At 70.0% G+C, this 24,043-nt stretch carries 16 protein-coding genes and 1 other RNA gene; 6 read left to right on the top strand and 11 right to left on the bottom strand.

Annotated features, from left to right (window positions below; all coding sequences use genetic code 11):
• Positions 1 to 14: 14 nt before the first annotated feature.
• The 4 genes from H293_RS0128615 to H293_RS0128630 form a co-directional block, all read right to left on the bottom strand.
• Positions 15 to 1,226 carry an acyltransferase family protein gene (locus H293_RS0128615; protein WP_020121256.1) on the bottom strand — a complete coding sequence of 404 codons (1,212 nt, stop codon included), beginning with the start codon at positions 1,224 to 1,226 and terminating at the stop codon, positions 15 to 17.
• Positions 1,223 to 3,427, bottom strand: coding sequence for a bifunctional polysaccharide deacetylase/glycosyltransferase family 2 protein (locus tag H293_RS0128620; RefSeq protein ID WP_028808274.1), 2,205 nt, complete (start codon positions 3,425 to 3,427; stop codon positions 1,223 to 1,225). The genes H293_RS0128615 and H293_RS0128620 overlap by 4 nt, the downstream gene beginning before the upstream one ends.
• Entirely contained in the window at positions 3,427 to 4,533 is a 1,107-nt protein-coding gene (locus H293_RS0128625; RefSeq protein WP_020121258.1) for a hypothetical protein, read from the bottom strand. Before H293_RS0128625 ends, H293_RS0128620 begins: the two co-directional genes overlap by 1 nt.
• Positions 4,534 to 4,753: 220 nt before the next feature.
• Positions 4,754 to 5,749 carry a LysR family transcriptional regulator gene (locus H293_RS0128630; protein WP_020121259.1) on the bottom strand — a complete coding sequence of 332 codons (996 nt, stop codon included), beginning with the start codon at positions 5,747 to 5,749 and terminating at the stop codon, positions 4,754 to 4,756.
• Positions 5,750 to 5,832: 83 nt separating this feature from the next.
• On the opposite strand from H293_RS0128630, the gene H293_RS0128635 reads away from it, so the two are divergent.
• The 6 genes from H293_RS0128635 to H293_RS0128660 all read left to right on the top strand — a co-directional run bounded on the left by H293_RS0128635 (position 5,833) and on the right by H293_RS0128660 (position 13,867).
• On the top strand, positions 5,833 to 7,173 hold the full coding sequence (locus tag H293_RS0128635; RefSeq protein WP_106968427.1) for an MFS transporter: 1,341 nt from the start codon (positions 5,833 to 5,835) through the stop codon (positions 7,171 to 7,173).
• Positions 7,174 to 7,545: 372 nt separating this feature from the next.
• Positions 7,546 to 8,838: an ABC transporter substrate-binding protein gene (locus H293_RS0128640; protein ID WP_028808276.1), complete on the top strand. Its 1,293-nt coding sequence runs from the start codon at positions 7,546 to 7,548 to the stop codon at positions 8,836 to 8,838.
• A complete protein-coding gene (locus H293_RS0128645; protein ID WP_020121262.1) occupies positions 8,835 to 9,779 on the top strand; it encodes a carbohydrate ABC transporter permease in 945 nt (314 codons plus the stop codon). The genes H293_RS0128640 and H293_RS0128645 overlap by 4 nt, the downstream gene beginning before the upstream one ends.
• Positions 9,776 to 10,600: a carbohydrate ABC transporter permease gene (locus H293_RS0128650; protein WP_020121263.1), complete on the top strand. Its 825-nt coding sequence runs from the start codon at positions 9,776 to 9,778 to the stop codon at positions 10,598 to 10,600. Before H293_RS0128645 ends, H293_RS0128650 begins: the two co-directional genes overlap by 4 nt.
• Before the next feature lie 13 nt (positions 10,601 to 10,613).
• On the top strand, positions 10,614 to 12,863 hold the full coding sequence (gene yicI / locus H293_RS0128655; protein ID WP_020121264.1) for an alpha-xylosidase: 2,250 nt from the start codon (positions 10,614 to 10,616) through the stop codon (positions 12,861 to 12,863).
• Positions 12,863 to 13,867, top strand: a complete 1,005-nt coding sequence (locus H293_RS0128660) for a LacI family DNA-binding transcriptional regulator (protein ID WP_020121265.1) — start codon at positions 12,863 to 12,865, stop codon at positions 13,865 to 13,867. The genes yicI and H293_RS0128660 overlap by 1 nt, the downstream gene beginning before the upstream one ends.
• A gap of 84 nt (positions 13,868 to 13,951) precedes the next feature.
• Here the strand turns inward: H293_RS0128660 and H293_RS0128665 are convergent, their stop codons facing one another.
• The 7 genes from H293_RS0128665 to ftsE form a co-directional block, all read right to left on the bottom strand.
• A complete protein-coding gene (locus H293_RS0128665; protein WP_020121266.1) occupies positions 13,952 to 14,551 on the bottom strand; it encodes a hypothetical protein in 600 nt (199 codons plus the stop codon).
• 13 nt (positions 14,552 to 14,564) lie between these two features.
• Positions 14,565 to 19,478, bottom strand: a complete 4,914-nt coding sequence (locus H293_RS50115; protein WP_020121267.1) for a ricin-type beta-trefoil lectin domain protein — start codon at positions 19,476 to 19,478, stop codon at positions 14,565 to 14,567.
• 270 nt (positions 19,479 to 19,748) lie between these two features.
• Positions 19,749 to 20,135: a transfer-messenger RNA gene (gene ssrA, locus H293_RS54310) on the bottom strand.
• Between the two features lie 113 nt (positions 20,136 to 20,248).
• Positions 20,249 to 20,791: an SsrA-binding protein SmpB gene (gene smpB / locus H293_RS0128680; RefSeq protein WP_007382420.1), complete on the bottom strand. Its 543-nt coding sequence runs from the start codon at positions 20,789 to 20,791 to the stop codon at positions 20,249 to 20,251.
• 146 nt (positions 20,792 to 20,937) lie between these two features.
• Entirely contained in the window at positions 20,938 to 22,110 is a 1,173-nt protein-coding gene (locus H293_RS0128685) for a S41 family peptidase (RefSeq protein ID WP_199790206.1), read from the bottom strand.
• A gap of 68 nt (positions 22,111 to 22,178) precedes the next feature.
• Positions 22,179 to 23,096, bottom strand: coding sequence for a permease-like cell division protein FtsX (ftsX, locus tag H293_RS0128690; protein ID WP_020121269.1), 918 nt, complete (start codon positions 23,094 to 23,096; stop codon positions 22,179 to 22,181).
• A 42-nt stretch (positions 23,097 to 23,138) separates the two neighbouring features.
• Positions 23,139 to 23,828 carry a cell division ATP-binding protein FtsE gene (gene ftsE / locus H293_RS0128695; protein ID WP_020121270.1) on the bottom strand — a complete coding sequence of 230 codons (690 nt, stop codon included), beginning with the start codon at positions 23,826 to 23,828 and terminating at the stop codon, positions 23,139 to 23,141.
• Positions 23,829 to 24,043 lie beyond the last annotated feature (215 nt).

Raw genomic sequence — 24,043 nt, forward strand, 5'->3', positions numbered from 1 at the left:
GGAGCCCGGAGCCGTCAGGATCCGTGTGCCGCGCTCGCCCCAGGCCGGACCCGACCCCGGCGCGAACCGTTCGGCCACAACCGAGGCCGCCGCCTCGCCGCCAAGTCCTCGATCCACCCGAATGCCACGATCGCCAGCCCGATCAACGGCCACACCAGGACGAACATCCACAACATGTCCGTCGCGTCGAGTGCCGCGACCGCGCGGTCGGTCTGCATGAAGGGGAGGTTGTAGGCCTGGTCGATGATCGGGACCGTGGCCATGATCAGCAGGTTGTGCCAGAGGTAGATCGTGACGGCGCGGTTGTTGGAGAGGGTGACCAGCTTGTCCCAGCGGGCGAGGCGGCCCGGGAGTTCCTGCCAGGACGGCGAGTACTGGAGCAGGATCACCACGAACCCGAAGGACCAGGTCGCCTGGGCGAGCGGGATGTCGTTCAGGTCCCAGCCGTCGGGGCCCAGGTGACCGGAGGCCCACCACAGGGCGAAGGACATCACCAGGACCGATCCGGAGACGGCGAGATAGCGGGGGACCTTCGCCAGCACTCCGTCGTGGTGCGCGAAACCGAGGACCCAGCAGCTGCCGTAGATCGCGAAGTCGGTGACCGCGTTGCCGAGTTCGCCGGGGATGGTCACCAGCCCCGTGCCCACCACGGCCGTCAGGGCCAGCGGGGCCAGCAGGGTCGCCCAGGGCACCTTGCGGAAGGCCCACAGCAGCAAGGGAGACGCCAGCACGAACCACAGATACGCGCGGAGGTACCACAGCGGACCCACCGCCTGGTCCGCCCACGTGCTCTCCAGCAGGTCCTTCGGGAAGCCGACCTCCCAGGGGTACGGCGGCGCCCCGATCGGGATGACGTAGTTCACCAGCTCCAGCAGGCCCCAAGTGCCGCTGTGGTCCGGGTCCTCGGACAGTTTCCAGCCGCCCAGGAACATCAGCGGCAGCACCACCGCGCTGAACGCCCAGAGGGGAGGCAGGAGTCGGCGGATCCTGCCCCTGATCACGCTCAGCGTCGGCCTGTTCAGGGAGCGGGCCATCAGTGAGCCCGCCAGCGCGAACATCACGCCCATCGACGGGAACAGGACGGTCAGCCACGCCCAGCCGAAGAGGTGGTAGAGGACGACTCGGACCAGGGCAAGGGAGCGGAGGAGGTCCAGGTAGCGGTCCCGGCCGGGTGCCTTGGAGGCAGTGACCATCCCCTGCCGGCCCGCCGTGTATTCCTGCGTCATCCGACCGGCCTCCGCTCGTCGCTCTCCCTGCGTGCCTGCTGCCGCGGTACCGGTCCGCCCGGTGCCTCGACGACTCCCGTGCGGCGCAGCTTCTGCCAGCGCAGGCGGCCTCCGGTGAGGGCCGTGATCCAGGACTGGAGCAGGACGACGTACATGAGCTGGCGGTAGAGGATCTGCTGCAACGGCAGCGAGATCAGGTGGGTCATGCGTTCCCGGTCGAGGCGGAAGGCGTAGGCGGCGCAGACCACCTGGATCGCCAGGACGCCCAGCCAGGCCACGATCGTCTTCTCGGTCGGGCCGAACACGACGCCGTAGAGGAGGAACACGTCGATCAGGGGGGCCAGGAGAGGGGCCACCACCATGAACAGGGAGACCAGAGGGAGGCCGACGCGGCCGAAGCGGCCCGACGGGCCCCGTTCGACCAGAGCGCGCCGGTGCTTCCAGATCGCCTGCATGGTGCCGTACGACCACCGGTAGCGCTGGGACCAGAGCTGCTGGACGGACTCCGGCGCCTCGGTCCAGGCGCGCGCCTTCTCGGCGTAGACCACGCGCCAGCCGTCCCGGTGCATGGCCATGGTGATGTCGGTGTCCTCGGCGAGCGTGTCGTCGCTCATGCCGCCGACGCGTTCCAGGGCGGACCGGCGGAAGGCTCCCACCGCGCCCGGGATCGTCGGCATGCAGCGCAGGACGTCGTACATCCGGCGGTCGAGGTTGAAGCCCATCACGTACTCGATGTGCTGCCAAGCGCCGATCAGCGAGTCCCGGTTGCCGACCTTCGCGTTGCCGGCCACGGCTCCCACGCGCGGGTCGCCGAAGGGCTGGACCAACTCCCGTACGGTGGACGGCTCGAAGACCGTGTCGCCGTCCATCATCACGATGATGTCGTGACGGGCGTTCGCCAGACCGCGGTTCAGCGCGGCCGGCTTGCCCGCGTTGAGCTGGCGTACGACCCGGACGTTCGGCAGGCCCATCGCCTCGACGATCCGGGCGGTGCCGTCGCTCGAACCGTCGTCGATGACGAGCACCTCGATGGGATGCTCGCTCGCCATCAGGGAACGCACGGTGTTCTCGATGCACTTGGCCTCGTTGTACGCCGGGACCAGCACCGACACCGGCTGGGTGACCGGCGCTCCCCAGCGGAAGTCCTTGCGGCGCACCCGGCGGGCGTGGATGCCCGAGAGCAGCAGCATCAGGACGAAGCGGCCGATGACCAGGGAGCCGATGATCGAGAGCCCGACGACGAGGACGTCGGTGATGTGCTCGGAGGCCTGGACCAGGAAGATCCACGCCTTGCCCTTCCACAGTTCGGGTCCGGCGACCGCGGTGTGCGCGGTGGGCGCGTCGAGGGCCTCGGTGAGGTTGTCGAACGCGTAGCCCTTGTCCCTCATCTCGGGCAGGAACCGGTCGAGCGCCTGGACCGTCTGGTGGCGGTCGCCGCCGGAGTCATGCATGAGCACGACCGCGCCCTTGCCGCTCTTCGGCGTGGCGTTGCGGATGATCTGGCGGACGCCGGGCTTCTGCCAGTCCTCGCTGTCGGTGTTGTTGACGACCGTGATGTAGCCGCGGGTGCCGATGTACTCGGTGACCGGCCAGGACCTGTCGTCCATGGCGTCGGCGAAGGAGGAGTACGGCGGGCGGAAGAGCGAGGTGCGGATACCGGCCGCGCCGGCGAGCGCGAGCTGGTTCTGGGAGAGCTCCCAGTCGATGCGCTTCTTCGACTGGAAGGACAGGTCGGGGTGGTTGAAGGTGTGCAGGCCGATCTCGTGGCCCTCGTCGACCATGCGCTTGACCAGGTCCGGGTAGCGGGAGGCCATGGTGCCGGTGACGAAGAAGACCGCGTGCGCGTGGTGCTTCTTCAGGACGTCCAGGACCTTGGGGGTCCAGGTCGGGTCGGGGCCGTCGTCGAAGGTGAGGACGAGCCGGTGGTCGGGCACCTTCAGGCTGGTGGCGCGTCCGCCGCGGGTGTCGATCACCGGGCCGCCGTCGAGGATTCTCTCCGGCACCTTGTCGGTGGCGGCCTCGGCCCGGATGCGGTGGTCGGCGAGGATCTCGCTGTGGACGTAGCCGCGCAGCATCAGCATCGCCATGAGGGCGACGAGGACGAGTACGGGCAGTAGCAGGCGCATGGGCAGGCGCCGGCGCCTGGAGCCGTCGGGGGCTCCTGGTGCGGCTGCCCCTGGGCGGCGGGTGCGGGTTGCCATCAGAGGATGTGCTCCGGGGACGTGGAGGAGAGCGGGGCGCCGGCAAGCACGGGAGCGGGGGTGGCGGACGGCTCCGACGCGACCGGCGGGGTGCCGGTGGTCTCCGACGCGATGGGCGAGGGGGTGGCCGGGCCCTCGGCGACCGTGCCGGGTCCGGCGCTGTCACCGCCCGTGGTCTGGGTCGGGGCGACCGAGGGGTCGGGGCTCGTGGTGACGGGCGGGGTGACCGACGGGCTGGGCGGCGGGGTCACCGACTGCGTCGGCTGTGTCGACGGATCGGCGCTGACCGACGGGTTGCCGCCCGGCTGGGTGGCGGTGGCCGACGGATCGGCGGAGGTCCCCGCCTTGCCGGGGCTGACGGTGGCGCCGGGCGCGGTGCCGCTGACTCCAGGAACCGGTGTCGCCCCGCCGCCGACCGTCGGGGTGGTCCCGGGGATCACCCCAGCACCCGCGGAGGGCGCGGTGGACTCGGCCGGCAACGGGCTGGTGTCGACCTTGCCTGCCGGGGCATCGTCCTTCGGGCCGGTCATGGGGAGCCAGGGTGCGTTGGAGTTGCCGGACAGCAGGGTGACGACGATGACGACGGCGTAGACCGCGCAGGCCAGACCGACGGCGATGCCGATCCGGCGGAAGCGTCGGCTGCGGCGGCCGGACTCGTCGACGAAGACCGGGCCGTCGGAAGCCTCGGTCGCGCCGTCCCCGCCGGGGCGGCCCTCGATGCGGTCGTCGCCGCTCACGCTGATCGCGTCGAGCTGGACGGTCACCTCGTGCGGGTCGTGGGTGCCCTCGTCACCGCTGCCGGACTCGTCCCAGGGGTCGCGTACGACGGTTCTGCGGCCGGGCGGCTCCGGGAGGTCCCCGTCGCGGTCCGCCCTCGGGGCTCCCGGGAAGTCCCGGGCGCCGCTCTTGCCCGTGCTTCCCGCGCTTGCCGCGCTTCCTGGCTTTCCAGGCTTTCCCGCCGGCATCTCGGTGCGGTCGGCCGTCGGCTCGGGGCCTTCGGTGCCGACCGAGCCGGAGAGTCCCGCGGGCGGGGCATCGGCTGAGCCGAATACTCCCGTCGCTCCGGTCTCCGGGAACGTCTGGGTGGCGCCCCCCGTCGTCAGCATGTCCTGGGTGCCTGATGCAACCTCGGGCCATTCCGGTTGGGCGTCTTCTCGCCACTTTTTCACGCGCACGCACATCCCCCCACGGGCTGATCTGGGCGCGCTGTCGACCTTGAGCACACGTCGGCCGAACCGGGCCCCCACCCGGTCCGAGCGCCCCCTTTACCACACCGTGCTCAGGCGCCGAATGTATCGCACGCGAAGGATGTGTGTTTGCCACGTGTCATTTGTGGATGTTCATAACGGCCTCATCGGTGGCTGGAACCCATCCATCGGAGGGTCGGCGAAGCCAGTCATGTTCGACGGACAGTTCGATTGCGGCACGCCGGAGAGCATCGAAGGCGGGGTGCACCAGACCCTTGCGCCACACGAGGGACACCGGCGACAGCGGTACCGGGTCGACCAGCGGACGCAGCACGGTGGCGGGCATGGCCGGGAAATCCACGACCGCGAGAATCGGGTTCCGGGTCTTCGCCATGATCCGCTGGAACTCCTCGTCGCCGACCGCGAGCGGGGCCGGCGGGGCGATCCGGATGCCCCGTCCTTCGAACAGCCGACGAGCGAGATCGGTCCATTCCGGAGTGCGCGGATTTCCGGCCCCCGCGTACACGGTTTCACCCTCCAGGGCGGCGAGCGGGACCCGCTCCAGCGCGGCCAGCCGGTGATCCTCGGGGAGGACGACGGCCATGGGCTCGTAGCGCACGGGCTGGTGGTCGAGACCCGACCGCAGCGCCGGGTCCACACCGGCGAACCGGCCGAAGGACGCGTCGAGGCGACCGGTCAGCAACTGCGCCGCCGCGCCCGTCAGCCCGCTCTCGTAGCGGGCCATCAGCTCCTGGTCAGGGGCGAGTTCCCGGGCGCGCAGCAGCACGGCGCGGGCGGTGGCCTGGTCGGGGAAGTTCAGGTCCACGAGCAGGGGGCGGGCCTGCGCGAAGGCGGCGAGCAGCTCGTCCTGGGCGTCCAGGGCCCGGCGGGCGTACGGCACCAGCCGCTCGCCGTCGGCGGTCAGTGTCACCTGCCGGGTGGTGCGCACGAACAGCTCCGCGCCCAACTCCCGCTCCAGTCGCCGCACATCGCGGCTGAGCGCCTGCTGGGCGACGTAGAGCCGGGCCGCCGCGCGCGTGAAGTGGAGCTCGTCGGCGACGACGACGAAGGCGCGCAGGAGACGGGGGTCGAGGTGGTGGGGGCGAGGGCCGGGACTCGGGCTGGGCACGGACATCGGGCGAACTTACAACACAGGTGCGTGAATCGGCGCCGAGCAGGTGTTGGACCCCTTGATCGCCCTCACGCGACGGTAGGAGCATGCCGCAACCGAACCGACCGATGTTCACCACGACCGCGGACGCGCTCGTCATCGTCGACTTCAGTCCACGAGGCCCGGGAGGTCCAGGAGGCCCAGGAGGCACGCGTGGTCCGCGCGCCTCGCGCTCCCCCCGTTGTCGCCGCGCACTCGGCCCCTACCGCCGTCTTCTCGCCACCCCCGGAGCCCGCACGTTCACCATCGGGAATCTTCTCGCCCGGCTTCCGATGGGCATGTTCAGCGTCAGCGCGGTCGTCATGATCGCGGGGACGCGTGGGTCGTACGCCCTCGCCGGCGCCGTCACCGCGGCCGGTCTCGGGGCCACCGCGGTGGTCGCCCCGTGGACCGCGCGGCTCGTCGACCGATACGGACAGGCCAAGATCGCCGTACCGGCCACGGCACTCGCCGCGCTGGGTTCGCTGGCGCTGCTGCTGTGCGTCCGCCTCGGCGCCCCGGCCTGGACGCTCTTCGTGTCGTACGCCGCCACCGCCACGACCCCCAACCTCGGAGGCATGTCCCGGGCCCGCTGGGCCCACCTCCTCCACGGCGACGAGAGCTCGCTGCATGTCGCGAACTCCTTCGAGCAGGCCGTGGACGAGGCGTGCTTCATGGTCGGGCCGGTCCTCGCGGCCTTCCTGTGCACGGCGTTCTTCCCGGAGGCGGGCACGCTGACCGGGGTGGTGCTGCTGGTGACGGGCGTGCTGGTGTTCACGGCACAGCGCTCGACGGAGCCGCCGGTGCGGGGGTACGGCCCCTCGAAGGCGCCCTTCCGCGTGCCCGGCATCCCTCCCCTCCTCGCCGTCTGCCTCGCGATGGGCGCCGTGTTCGGCTCCATGGAGGTGGTCACCATCGCGTTCGCCGACGCGCAGGGACACCGCTCGGCGGCCGGGATCGTGCTGGCGCTCCAGGCGGGCGGTTCGTGTGCGGCGGGGCTGGTGTACGGGGCGACCCGGAGGGCGGGGTCGGGGTCGGGGTCGGCCGAGGACCGGTACGTGTGGTGCATAGCCGCCATGACGGCCCTGCTGACGCTGCCCCTGCTGGCCGCCTCCCTCACGGGCTCCCTGCCCGTCCTGGCGGCCGCGCTGCTGATCGCCGGGATGGCGACCGCCCCGACGATGGTCACCGGCATGACCCTGGTCCAGCGACGCACCCCGCCCGGCCGCCTCAACGAGGGCATGACCCTCGCCGTGACCGGCCTGCTCGGCGGAATCGCCTGCGGCAGCGCGGCCGGCGGCTGGACGGTGGAGCACGTTTCGCCGGTGGCGGGCTACGGCGTCCCGGTCACGGCGGCCGCGGCAGCCCTGATGACCGCCCTCACGTGGACGAGGCCGACGAGGACCTGACCCGCATCACCGACCCCGGCACGACCGGCAACTGGACGAGGCAGCGCCCGTCGCCCGCGGCGGCGTACGACATCCCGGCCCCCTCAGCCCCGACAGCACCGACGACCGCTCGCCCGTGGCCGAGCCCCGAAGACATGACCGCCTCGCCTACGTCAGCACAACCAGCGAGCGGGCGAGGCAGCACCCACCCTCCCCACCCCCAATCATCGAATCGCTTCACCCGATCCTGCACAACCCATTGACGACCTTCAAAGCCGCCACATACGTTCCTTCGTCGAAGCGCTTCGACAGGGGTCGTCGAATCGAGTCGAATCGACGACCCCTGCGCGGCGCCCGGCCCGGAGCAACCATCCGACTCCCCGGAGGTACGGGATGTTGACGGCACGAAGGCGCGCGGTGGCGGCGGCGGTGGTCCTGACCGGATCGCTGCTGATGACCTCCTGCGGGAACTCCGACAGCGGGTCCTCCGACGGGAAGACGCTGCGGCTGTGGCACTACGAGGGCCCGAGCAGCGCGATGGGCATCGCCTGGAAGGAGGCGATCAAGGAGTTCGAGGCCACACACCCCGGCGTGAAGGTGAAGTTCGAGGAGAAGAGCTTCGACCAGATCCAGAAGACCGCCCCGATGGTCCTCAACTCCTCGGACGCGCCCGACCTCATGGAGTACAACAAGGGCAACGCGACCGCGGGCCTGCTCTCCAAGCAGGGACTGCTCACCGACCTCACGGCAGAGGCCACCAAGCGCGGCTGGGACAAGAAGCTCAGCCCCAGCGTGCGCACCACCAGCCTCTACGACGCCAACGGCGTGATGGGCTCCGGCAAGTGGTACGGCGTCCCCAACTACGCCGAGTACACGCTGGTCTACTACAACAAGGACCTCTTCAAGAAGTACGGCATCGCCGAGCCGAAGACGCTCGGCGAACTCACCGCCGCCATGGACAAGTTCGTCCAGAACAAGATCACGCCCCTCGCCAACGGCGGCGCCGCGTACCCGGCACAGCAGTACCTCTACCAACTGGCCCTGTCCAAGGCCGACCGCTCCTGGGTGAACGCCTACCAGCTCTACAAGGGCAAGACCGACTTCCACGACGCGGCCTGGACCCACGGCGCCGAGACCTTCGCCGACTGGGTCAAGAAGGGCTACTTCAGCAAGAGTTCCAGCGGCCAGAACGAGGAGGCCGCCGGTGTCTCCTTCACCTCCGGCAAGGCGCCGATCCTGTTCTCCGGCAGCTGGTGGTACGGCCGCTTCAAGACGGACAACAAGTTCGACTGGGGCACCTTCCGCTGGCCCGACTCGAAGCTCACCCTCGGCTCCGGCGGCAACCTCTGGGTCGTTCCCCAGGGGTCGAAGAACAAGGACCTCGCCTACGACTTCATCGACATCACCATGTCGAAGAAGATCCAGAACCTGCTCGGCAACTCCGGCGGTGTCCCGGTCGCGGCCGACGCCTCCGCCATCACCGACCCCCAGTCGAAGACCCTGATCGACGACTTCAACACCCTCTCCAAGAACGACGGCCTGGCCTTCTACCCCGACTGGCCGGTCCCCGGCTTCTACGACGTCCTCGTCTCCGAGACCCAGAAGCTGATCACGGGCAGCGAGAAGCCCGACGGTTACCTCGGCGATCTCCAGGAGGCCTACGACAAGGGCGCGCCGAAGCAATGACGGTGACCGTCGAACGGAACGCGCGGGCGGTCGGGAAGGACAACGCCTCGGAGTCTCCGCGCGGTCCACGCGACTCCTACGCCCTCTTCCTTCTCCCCGGCGCCCTCGCCTTCCTCGCGATCGTCGTCCTGCCGTTCGTGATGAACACGTACGTGAGCTTCACGGAGTGGCAGGGCGTGGGTTCGCCCACGTGGTCCGGGCTCGCCAACTACCGCGAGCTGATGGACGATTCCGAGTTCTGGGCGTCCTTCCGGCACAGCCTGTTCATGGTCGTGGCGATGGCGGCGATCCCCACGGCCCTCGGACTGGTCCTCGCCGCAGCCCTGTTCGACTACGTCGGCAAGCACTTCGGATCCAGAACAGCCGCCGTTCTCCGCGCCTGCTTCTACCTCCCCCAGGTCCTGCCGATCGCGGTCGCCGGCATCGTCTGGAGCTGGATCCTCGCCCCCGACAACGGCTCCCTCAACGCCCTCCTCAAGGCGATCGGCCTCGGCAGCTGGCAGCAGGACTGGCTCGGCGACCCCGACCTCGCCCTCTACAGCGTGATGGGCGTCATGGTGTGGGTCCAACTCGGCTTCCCGCTGGTCGTCTTCATGGCGGGCCTGCAACGCGTCGACCCGCAGCTGTACGAGGCGGCGGAGCTGGACGGCGCCGGCTGGTGGCGCCGCTTCTGGCACATCACGCTGCCGCAGATCCGGCCGGAGATCTACGTCGTGCTGACCTGGTGCTCGATCGCCGCGCTCAAGGTGTTCGGCGCGGTGTACGTCCTGACCAAGGGCGGGCCCGGCGGCGCCACCGACGTGCCCTCCTACTTCTCCTTCACCACGTTCTTCGAGAAGACGCAGGTCGGCTACGGCGCCGCGATCTCCACCGTGCTGACGGTGATCATCCTGGCGCTCTCCCTGATCGGTCTGAGGCTCCAGGAGAGGAGCGACCCGTGACCACCGCCCTGCGCCGCTACCCGGTGCTGATCGCCCTGTGCATCGCGGCCCTGTTCATGGTCGTGCCGTTCCTCATCGTGACGGTCAACGCCTTCAAGTCCCCCACGGAGTACGCCCAGAACGGCCCCCTCAGCCTCCCCGACGGCTTCTACACGGACGGCATCAAGGACTTCTGGGAGCGGGTGGACTTCGGCCGGAAGCTCGTCAACTCGGTGCTGATCAGCGGCTCGGTGGCGGTACTGGCCGTGGTGCTGTCCGTCCTGAACGCCTACGCGATCGGCATCGGCCGTATCAAGGCCCGCACCTGGGTCCTCGCCTTCTTCGTCCTCGCGAACATGCTGCCGCAGGAGGCGCTGGTCTATCCCGTCTACTACCTGAGCAAGCAAGTTGGCCTCTACGACACCAGGTTGAGTGTGATCATCGTGTTCACGGTGATCCAGGCCGCGTTCGGCACATATCTGCTCTCCTCGGTGCTCGGCCAGTTCCCCCGCGAGATCCTGGAGGCGGCCCGGATCGACGGCGCCGACAAGTGGCAGGTCCTGTGGCGGATCGTCGTCCCGGTCAGCCGCCCCACCCTCGGGGTGCTGCTGGTCTTCTTCTTCATCTGGACCTGGAACGAGTTCCTGCTCCCCCTGGTCATGCTGATCTCCAACGACAACCAGACGGTGTCGGTGGCCCTCGGCGTCCTCCAGGGCCAGCGCCTGATGGACGCCACGATGACCAACGCGGCCGCCCTGCTCGGCGTGCTCCCCGCGATCGTGTTCTTCCTCCTCTTCCAGCGAACCCTCACCCGCGGTATCGCCGTGGGTGCCGTGAAGTAAGGACCCCCCACAGATGAAGTTCACCGACGGCTACTGGCTGTTGCGCGAGGGCGTGACCGCGGCCCATCCGGCCCAGGTCCACGAGGTCAGCGCGTCGGACGGCCGGCTGGACATCCTCGCGCCGACCCAGCCCATCCGCCGCCGCGGCGACCTGCTGAAGGGACCGGTCGTGACGATCAGCGCCCATGCCCCGATACCCGACGTCATCGGCGTCACCTTCACCCACTTCGAGGGCGAGCAGCCGCAGGGCCCCCGGTTCGAGGTCCGTACGGCGGACTTCACGGCGCACACGGAGTACGACGAGCAGCACGCCACCCTCACCTCCGGCGCACTGTCGGTCCGGGTGGCCCGCACGGACACCTGGCGGGTCGACTTCCTCGCGGACGGCCGGCTGCTGACCGGCAGCGGTCCCAAGGGCATGGGCATCATGCGGGACGCCTCGGGCGCCCACTACCTGCGCGAGCAGCTCGGTCTCGCCGTGGGCACCTCGGTCTACGGCCTCGGTGAACGCTTCGGGCCGCTGGTCAAGAACGGCCAGGTCGTCGACATCTGGAACGCCGACGGCGGCACGGCCACCGAACAGGCCTACAAGAACATCCCGTTCTACCTCACCGACGCGGGCTACGGCGTCTTCGTCGACCACCCGGGCAAGGTCTCCTTCGAGGTCGGCTCGGAGGCGGTGTCACGGGTGCAGTTCAGCGCCGAGACCCAGGAGTTGACGTACTACGTCATCTACGGCCCGAGCCCGAAGGAGATCATCAGCAAGTACACGGCCCTCACCGGCCGCCCGGCCCTCCCGCCCGCCTGGTCCTTCGGCCTGTGGCTGTCGACGTCCTTCACGACGTCGTACGACGAGGAGACGGTGACGTCGTTCATCGACGGCATGAAGGACCGCGAACTGCCCCTCTCCGTCTTCCACTTCGACTGCTTCTGGATGCGCGAGTTCAACTGGTGCGACTTCCAGTGGGACCCGCGGGTCTTCCCCGACCCGGAGGGCATGCTCGCCCGGCTGCACGCGCGGGGCCTGCGGATCTCCGCGTGGATCAACCCGTACATCGCCCAGCGGTCGCCCCTGTTCGCGGAGGGCAAGGCGCTCGGCCATCTCCTCCGGCGTCCCGACGGCAGCGTCTGGCAGTGGGACCTGTGGCAGCCCGGCATGGCCCTGGTCGACTTCACCAGCCCGGCCGCCCGCGACTGGTACGCGTCCAAGCTGGAGGCGCTGCTCGCGCAGGGTGTGGACTGCTTCAAGACCGACTTCGGCGAGCGGGTACCGCTGGACGTGGAGTGGTCCGACGGCTCCGACCCGGAGAGGATGCACAACTACTACTCCTACCTCTACAACCGGACCGTCTTCGACGTGCTGCGCAAGCACCGCGGCGAGCAGGAGGCGGTCGTCTTCGCCCGCTCGGCGACCGCGGGCAGCCAGCAGTTCCCGGTGCACTGGGGCGGCGACTGCGAGGCGACGTACGAGTCGATGGCCGAGTCCCTGCGCGGAGGCCTGTCCCTCGGCCTGTCCGGCTTCGGCTTCTGGAGCCACGACATCGGCGGCTTCGAGGGCACCCCGACACCGTCGCTGTTCAAGCGTTGGCTGGCCTTCGGGCTCCTCTCCTCCCACAGCCGCCTGCACGGCAGCTCCTCCTACCGGGTCCCGTGGCTGTTCGACGAGGAGTCCGTCGACGTACTGCGGCACTTCACCCGCCTCAAACTGAGCCTGATGCCCTATCTCTACGAGGCCGCGCGCACCGCCCACGCCGAGGGCGTGCCGGTGATGCGGGCGATGGTCCTGGAGTTCCCGGACGATCCCGGGTGCGCGCACCTGGAGCGGCAGTACATGCTCGGCCCCGACCTGCTGGTGGCGCCGGTGTTCGACGACGAGGGCGAGGTCTCCTACTACGTCCCCGAGGGCACCTGGACCCACTTCGTGACCGGCGAGACGGTGACCGGACCGCGCTGGGTGCGCGAGAGGCACGACTTCCTGAGCGTGCCGCTGCTGGTCAGGCCGGGCGCGGTGCTCCCGGTCGGCGCGGTGGACGACCGGCCCGACTACGACCACGCCGACGGGGTGACCCTGCGGGCGTACGGCCTCGGGCGGGGCGAGCAGGTCACGGTACGGGTGGGCGAGGTCGCCTTCACCGTCGTACGGGAAGGGGACACGCTGCGGGCGTCCTGCGGTGACCCGTCGGCGCCCTGGAGCCTGGCGGCCGGGGACCGGTCGGCGCGGGCACGGGCGGGCACCGGGTTCCTCTCCCTGGAGCTGGGCTGATGGTGAAGATCACGGATGTGGCGCGGCGCGCCGGGGTCTCCCCCAGCACCGTCTCCTACGCACTCAGCGGCAAGCGCCCGATCTCAGAGGAGACCCGGCAGCGGGTCGAGGACGCCATCCGCGAGCTGGGCTACCGCCCGCACGCGGGCGCCCGCGCCCTGGCCGGCCGGCGCTCGAACGTGCTGGCCCTGGTCGTGCCCTTACGGGCGGGGATCCACGTCCCGACCGTGATGCGGTTCGCGGTGTCCGTGGTGACCACCGCCCGCCGCCACGACCACGACGTGCTGCTGCTGACCCAGGAGGAGGGTGTGGACGGGCTGACCCGGGTCGCGGAGACGGCGCTGGTCGACGCGCTGATCGTGATGGACGTCCAACTGGACGATCCGCGGCTGCCGTTGCTGCGGAATCTGGAGCTGCCGTCCGTGCTGATCGGCCTGCCTGCCGCTTCGGAGGGCCTGACCTGCGTCGACCTGGACTTCAGGGCGGCGGCCGAGGCGTGCGTGGAGCATCTGGCGAGGCTGGGTCACCGGTCGGTGGCCCTGGTCGGTTCCCCGCCGGAGGTGTACGTGCGCCGGACGGCCTTCGCCCAACGGGTGGTCCAGGGCTTCACGGACGCCGCCGACCGCAGCGGGATGTCTTCGTCCGTCCACCCCTGCGAGCCGGGCGCGGCCCGCGGGGTCGCTGAGCAACTGCTGCGGGAACAGCCCGCGTTGACGGGAGTGGTCGTCCACAACGAGGCCTTGCTGGGACCGCTGCTGGACGCCTTCGAACACCTCGGCCTCCGCGTCCCGGCCGACCTGTCCCTCACCGCGATCTGCCCCGACGAGCTGGCCGAGTCGGTCCGCGTCCCGATCACCTCGGTCGCGCTGCCGTCGGCGGAGGTGGGCGAGCGGGCCGTGGAGCTCCTGATGAAGAAGCTGGCCGGGACGGCCGTACCGGAGGCGACCCTGCTGCCGCCGTGGATGACGGAGCGGGCGAGCACGGGGCGGCGGACGGTTTCCTGACGCGCCTTGGCCCGTCCCTCGTGATCAACAGGTGAGGGCCCTGCCTTCCACGAGGTGTGGACGGCAGGGCCCTTGGGCCTCGCTCTAGTCGCCGGAGACCCGGAACTCGACGTTCTGCACCACGAACTCACCGTAGTGCAGGGCCGATCCGAGACCTTCCAGCCTCTTGTACTGCTCCTCGGACAGCGACGCGTCAGGGGCGTACTCGATCACCCTCAGCAGTACCCGCAACGCCAGGTCCGGGGTGCAGTGGTGGGCGCAGTCGACGAGCGCCCGGCGCACCTCGGCGGTCAGGAACCCCATGGACTCGATCTCGGCGACGACCTCGTCCCGGTGGTCGAGGCCGTCCTCCGTGTCGGCTCCGGTGAGCGGCGGCGCCTCCGCCCGCGCGGACAGCCAGGTGTCGCACACCTCGACGACGGTCCGCGTCCACTCGGCTCCCGTGGTCTGCCGGAAGCTCGGGCCGTACTGCGACCCGGCCGTCCACAACACCTCCAGCGTCTGCGACGGCAGGCCGTCGAGGAGTGTCCGGGCGTCGCGGCGAACGGACAGGGCATCGGCGGCTCCTTCCCCCAGGCGCCGCGCGACGAGTTCGGCGGCGGTGTCCGCCTCATAGGACCAGTCCTGGTGGAAGAAACTCATCACCCACGGGACGCCGAAGTCGAACTCGGTGAAGCGCTGCACGGGGGTCTCCTCCTTACTTCGGGTAGCAGGTCTGCACGTAGTAGCCCAGGGGGTGTTTCGCCTGGCCCTCCACCTTGGGCGCCCGCACGAGCTTGATGAAGAAGCCGTTGCCCGTGGCCTTGGGAGCGGCCCGGCCGCTGTCGTAGTAGACCGTACCCAGGGAGTTGTTCCGTCCGAAGGTGCCCGACCAGGTCAGCTCGTTCGTCCTGTTCTCCGACATCCACTTGCGGATCTTGTTCGCGTTGTTGGCCAGGGCGTAGTCGACGACCTGCTGCGCGGTCTGCTGGTCGACGAACACGCTGTTCGGCGTGTCGTAGCCGTTCTTGACCGTCTTGTCGTGGGCGATGGTCTCGGCCTCCGCCTGGCTGGGGCGCACGTGGTCCTTGAGGGTGTGCGCCTGACCGGGGAAGCTTCGCTCGTCCAGGATGAGGTCGCTGCAGTTGTGGACCAGGACCGGGGTGGCGCCCGCCACCGCGTAGAACGTGTGCAGTCCGGCCACGGTCAGGTCGTACACGGTCTGCGGTGAAGAGGCGTCGCGGTCGAGCACCGCGGCCACTGTGCGCGGGCTCGCGCCGGGGGTACGCAGGCTGTCGCCGGGACGCAGGTCGGACGCGAGGGTCCAACCCCGGCCGATGACGAAGAACTTGTGCCCCGAGGTGCTGGTCAGGTCGCCGCCGGACGCCAGTGTGATGTCCAGCAGGTCGGCGGAGGCGTGCGAGAAGGTCTGGGTGACCGGCTCGCCCCGGGTGTTTCCGGTGTCGGGGTCGGTGGCCAGGAGCCGGTCGCCGAACCGCACGTCACGGATGTCCTTGCGGCTGCCGTCGGCGAGGACCACCTGGGTACCGCCGGGGAAGCTGTTGCGGATGCAGGCGGTGCGTGCCTCCTCGTACGTCCGTGCGCTGCGCTCGATCGCGGCCAGGGCGCGGGCGTCCACGTCCAGGACCCGCAGCGCCTTCAGGGCGTCGGAGACCCCGATGCCGGTGCGCATCGCGGCGTCCACCGCGCGGATCGCCTCGGTGACCTTCGCGATCGGGCCGCCCAGCGGCAGCCAGGTGGCGGCCCAGGCACAGTCGCCGTAGCTGCCGCCGTCCTGGGCCGTGGTGATCTTGTGGTAGCAGCCGACGAAGTCACCGATGATCGAGTCGAAGAGCCCCTTCCACAGGTCCTTGGTCGCCTCCCAGGAGGAGATCTTGACCTTCTTGCTCAGGTCCGTGAACGTCTTCGTCTTCAGGAACTGCGTGTCCTCCGCGGGGCAGCCGGACTCGGTGGCCGGCACCTCGGGGTTCAGACACAGGTAGTAGCTGACGGTGGCGTCGAAGTGCACCTCGTACACCAGGTCGCAGGGAAGGCGCGAGCAGTCGTCCGGCAGCCGCTGCGGGTCGCCGCGCTGCTTGATGTCGTCGATGACGGAGAACACTCCGCCGAGCCCGGTGCCGGCACCCGCCTGCACCTGGCTGTTGGCGTCATTGCGCGCTGCCTGGTCGGCCGCCTGCTGCGCCGACTCCGCGTACTTCTGCGCGTCCTTGGCGGCCTGTTCCGCCGCCGTGGCCTCGGCGTCCGCCCTGTCGGCAGCCGCCCGGGCGTCCTTGGCGGCCTGTTCGGCCTGCGCGGCGGCCGAGCGGGCGGCCTCCGCGTCCAGGGCCGCCTGGTCGGCGGAGGCGCGGGCGTCTACCGCGTAGCTCTCGGCGCGGTCGGCTGCCTGGTCGGCGGCGGCCGCGTCCTCGGTGGCCTGGCGGTCGTACTCCTTGGCCCGGGCGAGGGAAGCCTGCGCGTCGGCCGCGTACTGGGCGGCCTCGGCGGCGTAACCGAGCGCTTCCTTCGCCGACTTGCGGGCGTCGGCCGCGAACCCGGCGGCCTCCGCGGCCAGCGTGTAGGCCGCCTTCGCGTCACCGGTCGCGGCGGCCGCGAGGCTCGCCGCCTGGGCCGCGTTCTTCTGCGCGTTGGCCGCGTGCGCCTCGGCGACCGCCCGCTGCTGCTCGGCGATCGTCTTGGACGACTGGCCCGACAGCACGGCCAGGCCCGCCGCCGAGTCGGTGGTGACGTAGGGCGCCCCCAGCTGGATCGCGTCGTTCGCCGGAGCGGCCACCTGCTGGGCCGCGTTGCCGGCGTCCTCCGCCGCCTGCGCGGTGGTGTAGGCGTGCCCGGCCGCGTCCGCCGCGCCCGCGACCGCCTTGGCGGCCTCGGCCTTCGCCGCGTCGGCCTGCTTCATCGCGTCGGCGGCGTGCTTCTCGGCCTCGTCGGCCAGCTTGACCGCGGTCCGGGCGGCGGAGGCGGATGCCTCGGACGCCTTGATGGCGTCGGCGGCCGCGCTGGTCGCCGTACGGACGGCGGCGTCCGCCCTCAGCTTGGCGGCCTGGGCCGCGTCGGCGTCGGAGCGGGCCCTTCGGGCAGCGGCCTCCGCGCGTGTGGCGGCGGCGTCCGCGTCGGCCGCGGCCTGCGTGGCCGCGTCCGCCTCGGCTCGGGCCGAACTCGCGGCCGACTCGGCGTCACCGGCAGCCTTGTTCGCCTCGTCGGCGGCGGCCCGGGAGTCCTTGGCGTCGGCGTCCGACTCGTGGGCCTCGGCGTAGGCGTCCTTGGCGTCGGCCTTGGCGCGGGCGGCGTTGGCCTTGCTCTCCGCGTCCCACGCGTCATCGCTCTTGCCCTTGGCCCGGTCCCGGGCGGCCTCGGCGTCCTGCCGCTTGGCGCGGGCCGTGGACTCGGCGTTCTCCGCCCGGCCCTTGGCCTCCTGGGCGGTCTGCGCGTACCCCTGCGCGTTCTGCTTGTGCTGGGCGGCCTCGGCCTGCTTGGCGGCGGCGGTCTCCTTCTCCGCCTTCGCCGTTGCCGCCTCGGCCTCCGCCGCGAGCCGCTTGGCATGCGCGTCGGCCGCCGCCGCCTTCGCGTCGGCCTCGGCCTTCTGCGTCTCGGCGAGCTTGGCCTTCGCGAGGTCCCGCGCGTCCTTGGCGGTCTGCGCCTGTAGGGCGGCCGCGTCGGCGGCGGCCTTCGCCTGGGCCCGGGCCTCGTTCGCGGCCGCGGTACGGAAGGCGGCCTTGGACTGCGCGGCCTGCGTCAGGGCCCGTGCGGCGACGGTGGCGCTGTCCCCGGCGGCGGCACGGGTGGCCGCGTAGGCGGTGTCACCGGCCTTGGCCAGCGCGTCCAGCGCGGCGGCCGAGGCCTTGGTGACCTGCGCCTTCTGCTGCCCGGCGAGCAGACCCCGGCCCCGCGGGGCACCCGCCTTGTCGGCGATGCCGTACGCCGCCGTCAGCGCGGTGTCCGTCGTGGTGGCGGTCGTCTTCGCCGCCGTGGCCTGGGCCTTGAGCAGGTCGACCTGCTTCTTCGCGGCGGCCTGGGCGTCCGTGACACCCTTGGCCGCCTTGTCGAACTGCGCCTTGGTCGGGTAGTCGAGGTCGTCGGTGCCCTGGTGCCCGGACGGGACGACGTCGAACTGCTGCGGCGCCTTGCCGGTGCAGTCCCACATCCGGCCGTCCCGGCTGTTGGTGTAGTCGGCGAGGTCGAGGCAGTTGCCGGTGCCCGGGTTGTAGAGGCGCGAGGTGCCGTGGGTGCCGTACTGCCACTTCTGGGAGGCGCCGGTGCCACAGGTGGAGATCTGCACCGCCGTACCGTTGGCGCTCGCGCCGCCCTTGACGGTCAGGCACTTGCCCGAGTTGGGGTTGACCAGGTGGTCGCCGTCGATCTGCCACTTCTGGCCGACGCTGCCGTTGCAGGTGTAGATCTGCACGGGCGTGCCGTTGTCCTTCTTGCCGCCCGCCACGTCCAGGCACTTGTCGGATGCCCCGTGGGCGTGCACGACGAAGGGGCTGGTGCCGATCCAGCCGGGGCCGCCGGCCGACCAGTAGTCCTGCCAGCGGACCAGGTGGTCGGCGCGCCAGGAGAGTCCGAGCAGTTCACCGAGTGCCTTGGAGCCGGTGGCCAGCGCCTTGACGGCGGTCTTGTTGGCGGTCAGGAGCTGGTTGCGCGGGGTGGCCTGCGCGGTGATCTCCTGCTGCCACTCGGCGGAGGCGGCGGCGACCTCCTTGCCGAGCACCTTGTTCGGGTCGGCCGGGGTGCGCCAGGCGCAGGAGGAGAACCGGGTCTTCAGGTCCTCGACCGCGATGCGGTATTCGACGCTGCCCGGCTCGGGCGCGGTGCGCGGGAAACCGCCGTACGACAGGAAGAGCCGGGCGTTGTCGGCGGCCGTCGGCTCCATCGACCAGTTCACCAGATGGTCGTAGGCCTGGTGCTCCTCGTACGCCTGATTCCAGTTGGGCGAATGCGGGTCGGGGTCGCCGCCGTACAGCGGGTCACCGAGGTCCTTGACCGCCTTGACGCCGGCGTCGTCGGCCTTCGGGGTCAGGTCACGGTAGAAGTCGTCCTCGGACTTCCAGAACTGTTCCCAGATCCACGTGGAGATGCCGGTCTGCTGGAAGAAGTTGGGGCGGTCGTCGCCGCTCGTGCCGGGCGGCCACTCGAAGTCGGCGACCGACTTGAAGCCGGACGGCGTGGGCAGTCCGGAGATCTGGAAGTCCCGGATGTGGTCGTAGAGCGCCGAGCCCTCCTTGTCGGCGGCGTCCCGGTCCTGCTTGAACGCCGTCGACAGCGGAGTGGTCTCCCAGTACTGCCGGTTCGCCGCGGTGTGCAGCTTGTCCGGCGTCTGGTTCAGCCCGTCCTGCGCGACCCCGAACATGGCCGGCCCGCCCATCCGCAGCGCCTCGCCCAGCAGGCACTGGTCCTGTCGGAGCTGTTCGGCGGCCTTGGCGTCGAAGCCGTCGTAGCTGTCGCCGCTGTCCGAGGCGTCGGCCACGGAAGCCATGTCGTCGCCCGCGTACCGGCTGATCAGGTCGGGCTGTACGGCCACTGAGCCGATCAGCGCCACGGCTACCGCGGATGTCAGCAGCGGTGTCAGGAGCCCGGAGCGCGCTCGGGCATGCGTGAAGAGCCGATATCTCGGCATGGTGGTCTGTCCTCCCCGTGGCGACGGTGTTCCCCCGGTCGCCGTTCGACGCGCCCTGTGGCGGAGTGGTCGGCTCCGTCCGGCGCGGCGTTTACCTTAGACATACATGTCGGGTGCAGGACAAGAGTTTTCTGGGTCACATGTGGGAAACATGTGAAGCCTGAGGCAGTGCGGACAACCGGGGACGGATCGGGGACAGGCATGACGAAGGCCCCGCTGCCGTGGAGCAGCGGGGCCTTCGCCCACATGGGGTTGCCTCCCGGAAGAGGCGAGTGGAGATGGCGGGAATCGAACCCGCGTCCAACGGTGCAGAACCAGGGCTTCTCCGTGTGCAGTTCGCTGCGATTTTCTCGGCCCCGGCGATCACGCGAACAAGTCGCCGACGGGCCCAGTCACTGTTTGATTTCCCATCGCACCCCGTGACCGGGCGCAATGGTTTAGTCCCCTAGATTATGCCAGGATCCGGGTCGGGAACACTCCCGGGCTGACACCCGTTAGGGCCTTCGCTCACTGCTTATTAGGCAGCGAGGGCGAAGACGCGGGAATCGCTCTTGGAATTGGCGATTATTGGTTGCGACATATGGTTTACGAGATCATTGCCGCTTCCTCGACACGCTTCCCCTGCCTCAACAGCCGCTGTCGAAACCGATCATCCCCATGTTTTGTTTTCAATGCGCCCACCGACCTCGGCCGGTGTTGGCTCCATCGTACGTGACCAACGCACGCCGATGCCACTGTATTCCCGGCGACCGCGCCGGGCCGGCCGCGCCCTACTGACCGCGCTCCTTGCGCTTCACCGCCGCGATCGCCCGGTCCGACTCCCGCCGGTCCTGCTTCTCGCGCAGGGTCTGCCGCTTGTCGTACTCCTTCTTGCCTCGCGCGAGGGCGATCTCGGCCTTCGCACGGCCGTTGGTGAAGTACAGAGCGAGGGGCACGATCGTGTGACCCGTCTCCTGGGCCTTGGTCTCCAGCTTGTCGATCTCCTCGCGGTGCAGCAGCAGCTTGCGCTTGCGGCGCGCGGAGTGGTTGGTCCAGCTGCCCTGGCTGTACTCGGGGATGTGGGCGTTGTGCAGCCACGCCTCACCGCCGTCGATCTGGACGAACCCGTCGGCCAGCGAGGTCCGCCCCTGGCGCAGCGACTTCACCTCGGTACCCGTGAGCACGATCCCGGCCTCGTAGGTGTCGATGATCGCGTAGTCGTGCCGGGCCTTCTTGTTCTGGGCGACCAGCTTCCGCTTGCCGCCCTTCTCCCCGTCCCGGGCCTTGCCGCCCCCGCCACCCTGCTTCGGCTGGGACTCCTTCGGTACGTACATTCCCTTGCTCATAGTGCTGCCCATTTTCGCACTAGGTGGGGGTGCGAGGACCAGTCCTTATCGACGGGCGGTCGGGGCAGCGCCCCTTCAGTGGCGCTGGGAACTGCGCGACAAGCCCACACCGGCCCGCAGCCGACGGACGACCTCTAGTCGCCCAATCCCCCGAGCACCGTCTCGGCCTGCTGAAGAGCTCCCTCGTCGGCTTCCAGATCGGGCGTGATACCCCGTCCGTCGACCCCTCGCCCCGACGGGGTCCGATAGTGCCCCACGGTCAGCTCGGCCACGGCCCCGTCCGGCAGCCGGCTGGGCATCTGCACGGACCCCTTGCCGAACGTACGGGACCCGACGACCACGGCCCGCCCCCGGTCCTGCAGCGCCCCGGTGAGAAGCTCCGCCGCGCTCATCGTGCCGCCGTCGACCAGCGCGACCAGCGCTCTGCTCGTGTCCCCGCCGGGCTCGGCGTGCAGCGCCTGCTGCGACCCGTCGACGTCGTAGGTCGCGACCAGTCCCCCGTCGAGGAAGGCGGACGCCGCGGTGACCGCCTCGGTGACCAGCCCGCCGGAGTTCCCGCGCAGGTCGAGAATGATCCCGCCGCCGGCCGGAGCGTCCTGGACGGCGTCACGGACCTCGTCCCCGACGCCCTTGGTGAACGAGTCGATCCTGATGACGGTGATCCCGCCGGCGAGTTCCCGGACGGCGACCGAGTCCGTGGACAGACGGGCGCGCCGGACGATCTTCGTCCACGCGTGTGTGCCGCGCTCCAGGCCGAGCCGCACCGCCGTACCGGCGGCCGCGTCCTTGGCGTCGCCGCGCAGTAAGGAGACCACCTCGGTGACCGGATGCCCGTCGACCCGCTCCCCGTCGACGCTGCGCAGCCGGTCGCCCTCGCGGATCCCGGCGGCGGCCGCGGGCGAGTCCGAGCTCACCCGGGTCACCTCGATACGGCCGTCCCGCTCGCGCCGCGCCCACAGGCCGACGCCGGTGTACCGGCCGTCGAGGGCCTCCTCGAACTCCTCGTACTCGCCACGGGAGTAGACGGCCCCCCAGCGGTCCCCGCTGCGGCTGACGGCGCGCTCGGCGGCCTCCTCGGGGGACGCGCCGTCGGCCATGGCCTTCTCGGCCGCCGCGGCCACGTCCTCGTGATGACCCGCGGGGGCGGCCGAACGGGCCGCGTCCGACGAGGACTTCCGGTCGTTGCCGTCGGCCTCGGAGAAGGAGCCGGTCGCCGCGCCGGCCACCAAGACGCTCGCGAACACCAATGTCAGGGCCGCCCCGCGGCGGATGCGGCGGGGCTGACAGAACAGATCTCGGCCCGACATGCCGGTGAGTCTAGGACAACGCAAGAGGGCCGCACGGCCGGTTGACCGTACGGCCCTCTTGGCATGCGTCACACCTTCAGGTACTTGCGCAGCGCGAAGAACGCGGCCAGCGCGGGCATCAGCACACTCGTGGCGAGGATGAGCGGCAGCTTCGTCAGGACGGCGTCCCAGCCCACGAAGTTGATCAGGTTGAGCTTGGTGGCCAGGGCCATGCCGTGGTCGACCGTGAAGTACCGACCGACGACGAGGAAGACACAGGCGAGCCCGCCGCCGATCGCGCCGGCGACGGCGGCCTCCATGATGAACGGCGCCTGGATGTAGAAGCCGGACGCGCCCACGAGCCGCATGATCCCGGTCTCCCGCCGACGGCTGAACGCCGAGACCCGCACCGTGTTGACGATCAGCAGCAGGGCGACGATCAGCATGAGCGCCATGACGCCGAGCGCGGCTCTGTTCATCAGGTTCAGCAGCGTGAAGAGGTTGTCCAGGATGCCCTTCTGGTCCTGCACGGACTGCACGCCGTCACGGCCGTTGAAGGCGGTCGCGATGACCTGGTACTTCTCCGGATCCTTCAGCTTGATCCGGTACGACTCCTGCATCTGGTCCGGGGTGAGGGACGCGGCCAGCGGGGAGTCGCCGAACTGCTCCTTGTAGTGCTTGTACGCATCGTCCTGGGACTCGTGGATGACCGTCTCGACGACCGACATCTTCTTCAGGTCGGAGAGGACGTCCTTCTTCTGGTCGTCGGTCACCGCGCCCTTGGCGCACTTGGGATCCGACTCGGCGTCGCTCTTGTTGCAGAGGAAGATCGAGACGTTGACCTTGTCGTACCAGTAGCCCTTCATGGCGCCGACCTGATCGCTCAGCAGGAGCGACCCGCCGAACAGGGCGAGCGACAAGGCGACGGAGACGACGACCGCGAACGTCATCGTCAGGTTGCGACGGAGACCGACACCGATCTCGGAGAGTACGAACTGGGCGCGCATGGCGTCTTCTTCAGGCCTTTCCGGGGACTCTTCGAACGGCGGTCAGTGCTGGTAGCCGTAGACGCCGCGTGCCTGGTCGCGGACGAGGCGGCCCTTCTCCAGCTCGATGACGCGCTTGCGCATCTGGTCCACGATGTTCTGGTCGTGCGTGGCCATCAGGACCGTCGTGCCCGTCCGGTTGATCCGGTCGAGCAGCTTCATGATGCCGACGGAGGTCTGCGGGTCGAGGTTGCCGGTGGGCTCGTCGGCGATCAGCAGCTTGGGCCGGTTCACGAAGGCCCGCGCGATCGCCACGCGCTGCTGCTCACCACCGGAGAGCTCACCGGGCATCCGCTCCTCCTTGCCGCCGAGCCCGACGAGGTCGAGCACCTGCGGCACGGACTTGCGGATCTCGCCGCGGGACTTGCCGATGACCTCCTGGGCGAAGGCCACGTTCTCGGCGACCGTCTTGTTGGGCAGGAGCCGGAAGTCCTGGAACACCGTCCCCAGTTGGCGCCGCATCTGCGGCACCTTCCAGTTGGACAGTCGGGCGAGGTCCTTGCCCAGCACGTGCACCTGTCCCTGGCTGCACTGCTCCTCGCGGAGGATCAGCCGCAGGAAGGTGGACTTTCCGGAGCCGGAGGACCCGACGAGGAACACGAACTCGCCCTTCTCCACTTCCAGGGAGACATCCCTGAGTGCGGGGCGGGTCTGCTTGGGGTAGACCTTGGATACGTTGTCGAATCGGATCACGGATGCACCACGGTAGGCCGGGGGTAGATGAGCGTGACCATACGCGAACCGGGTGCGCGAGCGCAGGCGCCGGTTCGGGTTGCGTATCGGTTGGGCGGTTTTGTGCCCACCTGGGAACCCCTTCTCGGCAGCGCACAGGCGACCCCCGGAGGAACCTGGCACAGTAGAGAGGGGAACATTCCCCGACCCGGAGGCGTTCTTCCCGTAGAACGTAT

It is taken from the genome of Streptomyces canus 299MFChir4.1, from assembly GCF_000383615.1.
GTDB classification, from domain to species: domain Bacteria; phylum Actinomycetota; class Actinomycetes; order Streptomycetales; family Streptomycetaceae; genus Streptomyces; species Streptomyces canus_C.

Coding starts and splice junctions, on each gene's coding strand:
- H293_RS50115 (WP_020121267.1), bottom strand. CDS start 19,478: ATGCCGAGATATCGGCTCTTCACGCATGCCCGAGCGCGCTCCGGGCTC.
- yicI (WP_020121264.1), top strand. CDS start 10,614: ATGAAGTTCACCGACGGCTACTGGCTGTTGCGCGAGGGCGTGACCGCG.
- H293_RS0128645 (WP_020121262.1), top strand. CDS start 8,835: ATGACGGTGACCGTCGAACGGAACGCGCGGGCGGTCGGGAAGGACAAC.
- H293_RS0128630 (WP_020121259.1), bottom strand. CDS start 5,749: ATGTCCGTGCCCAGCCCGAGTCCCGGCCCTCGCCCCCACCACCTCGAC.
- ftsX (WP_020121269.1), bottom strand. CDS start 23,096: ATGCGCGCCCAGTTCGTACTCTCCGAGATCGGTGTCGGTCTCCGTCGC.
- H293_RS0128625 (WP_020121258.1), bottom strand. CDS start 4,533: ATGCTGACGACGGGGGGCGCCACCCAGACGTTCCCGGAGACCGGAGCG.
- H293_RS0128620 (WP_028808274.1), bottom strand. CDS start 3,427: ATGGCAACCCGCACCCGCCGCCCAGGGGCAGCCGCACCAGGAGCCCCC.
- H293_RS0128685 (WP_199790206.1), bottom strand. CDS start 22,110: ATGTCGGGCCGAGATCTGTTCTGTCAGCCCCGCCGCATCCGCCGCGGG.
- smpB (WP_007382420.1), bottom strand. CDS start 20,791: ATGTACGTACCGAAGGAGTCCCAGCCGAAGCAGGGTGGCGGGGGCGGC.
- H293_RS0128640 (WP_028808276.1), top strand. CDS start 7,546: ATGTTGACGGCACGAAGGCGCGCGGTGGCGGCGGCGGTGGTCCTGACC.
- H293_RS0128660 (WP_020121265.1), top strand. CDS start 12,863: ATGGTGAAGATCACGGATGTGGCGCGGCGCGCCGGGGTCTCCCCCAGC.
- H293_RS0128635 (WP_106968427.1), top strand. CDS start 5,833: ATGCCGCAACCGAACCGACCGATGTTCACCACGACCGCGGACGCGCTC.
- H293_RS0128615 (WP_020121256.1), bottom strand. CDS start 1,226: ATGACGCAGGAATACACGGCGGGCCGGCAGGGGATGGTCACTGCCTCC.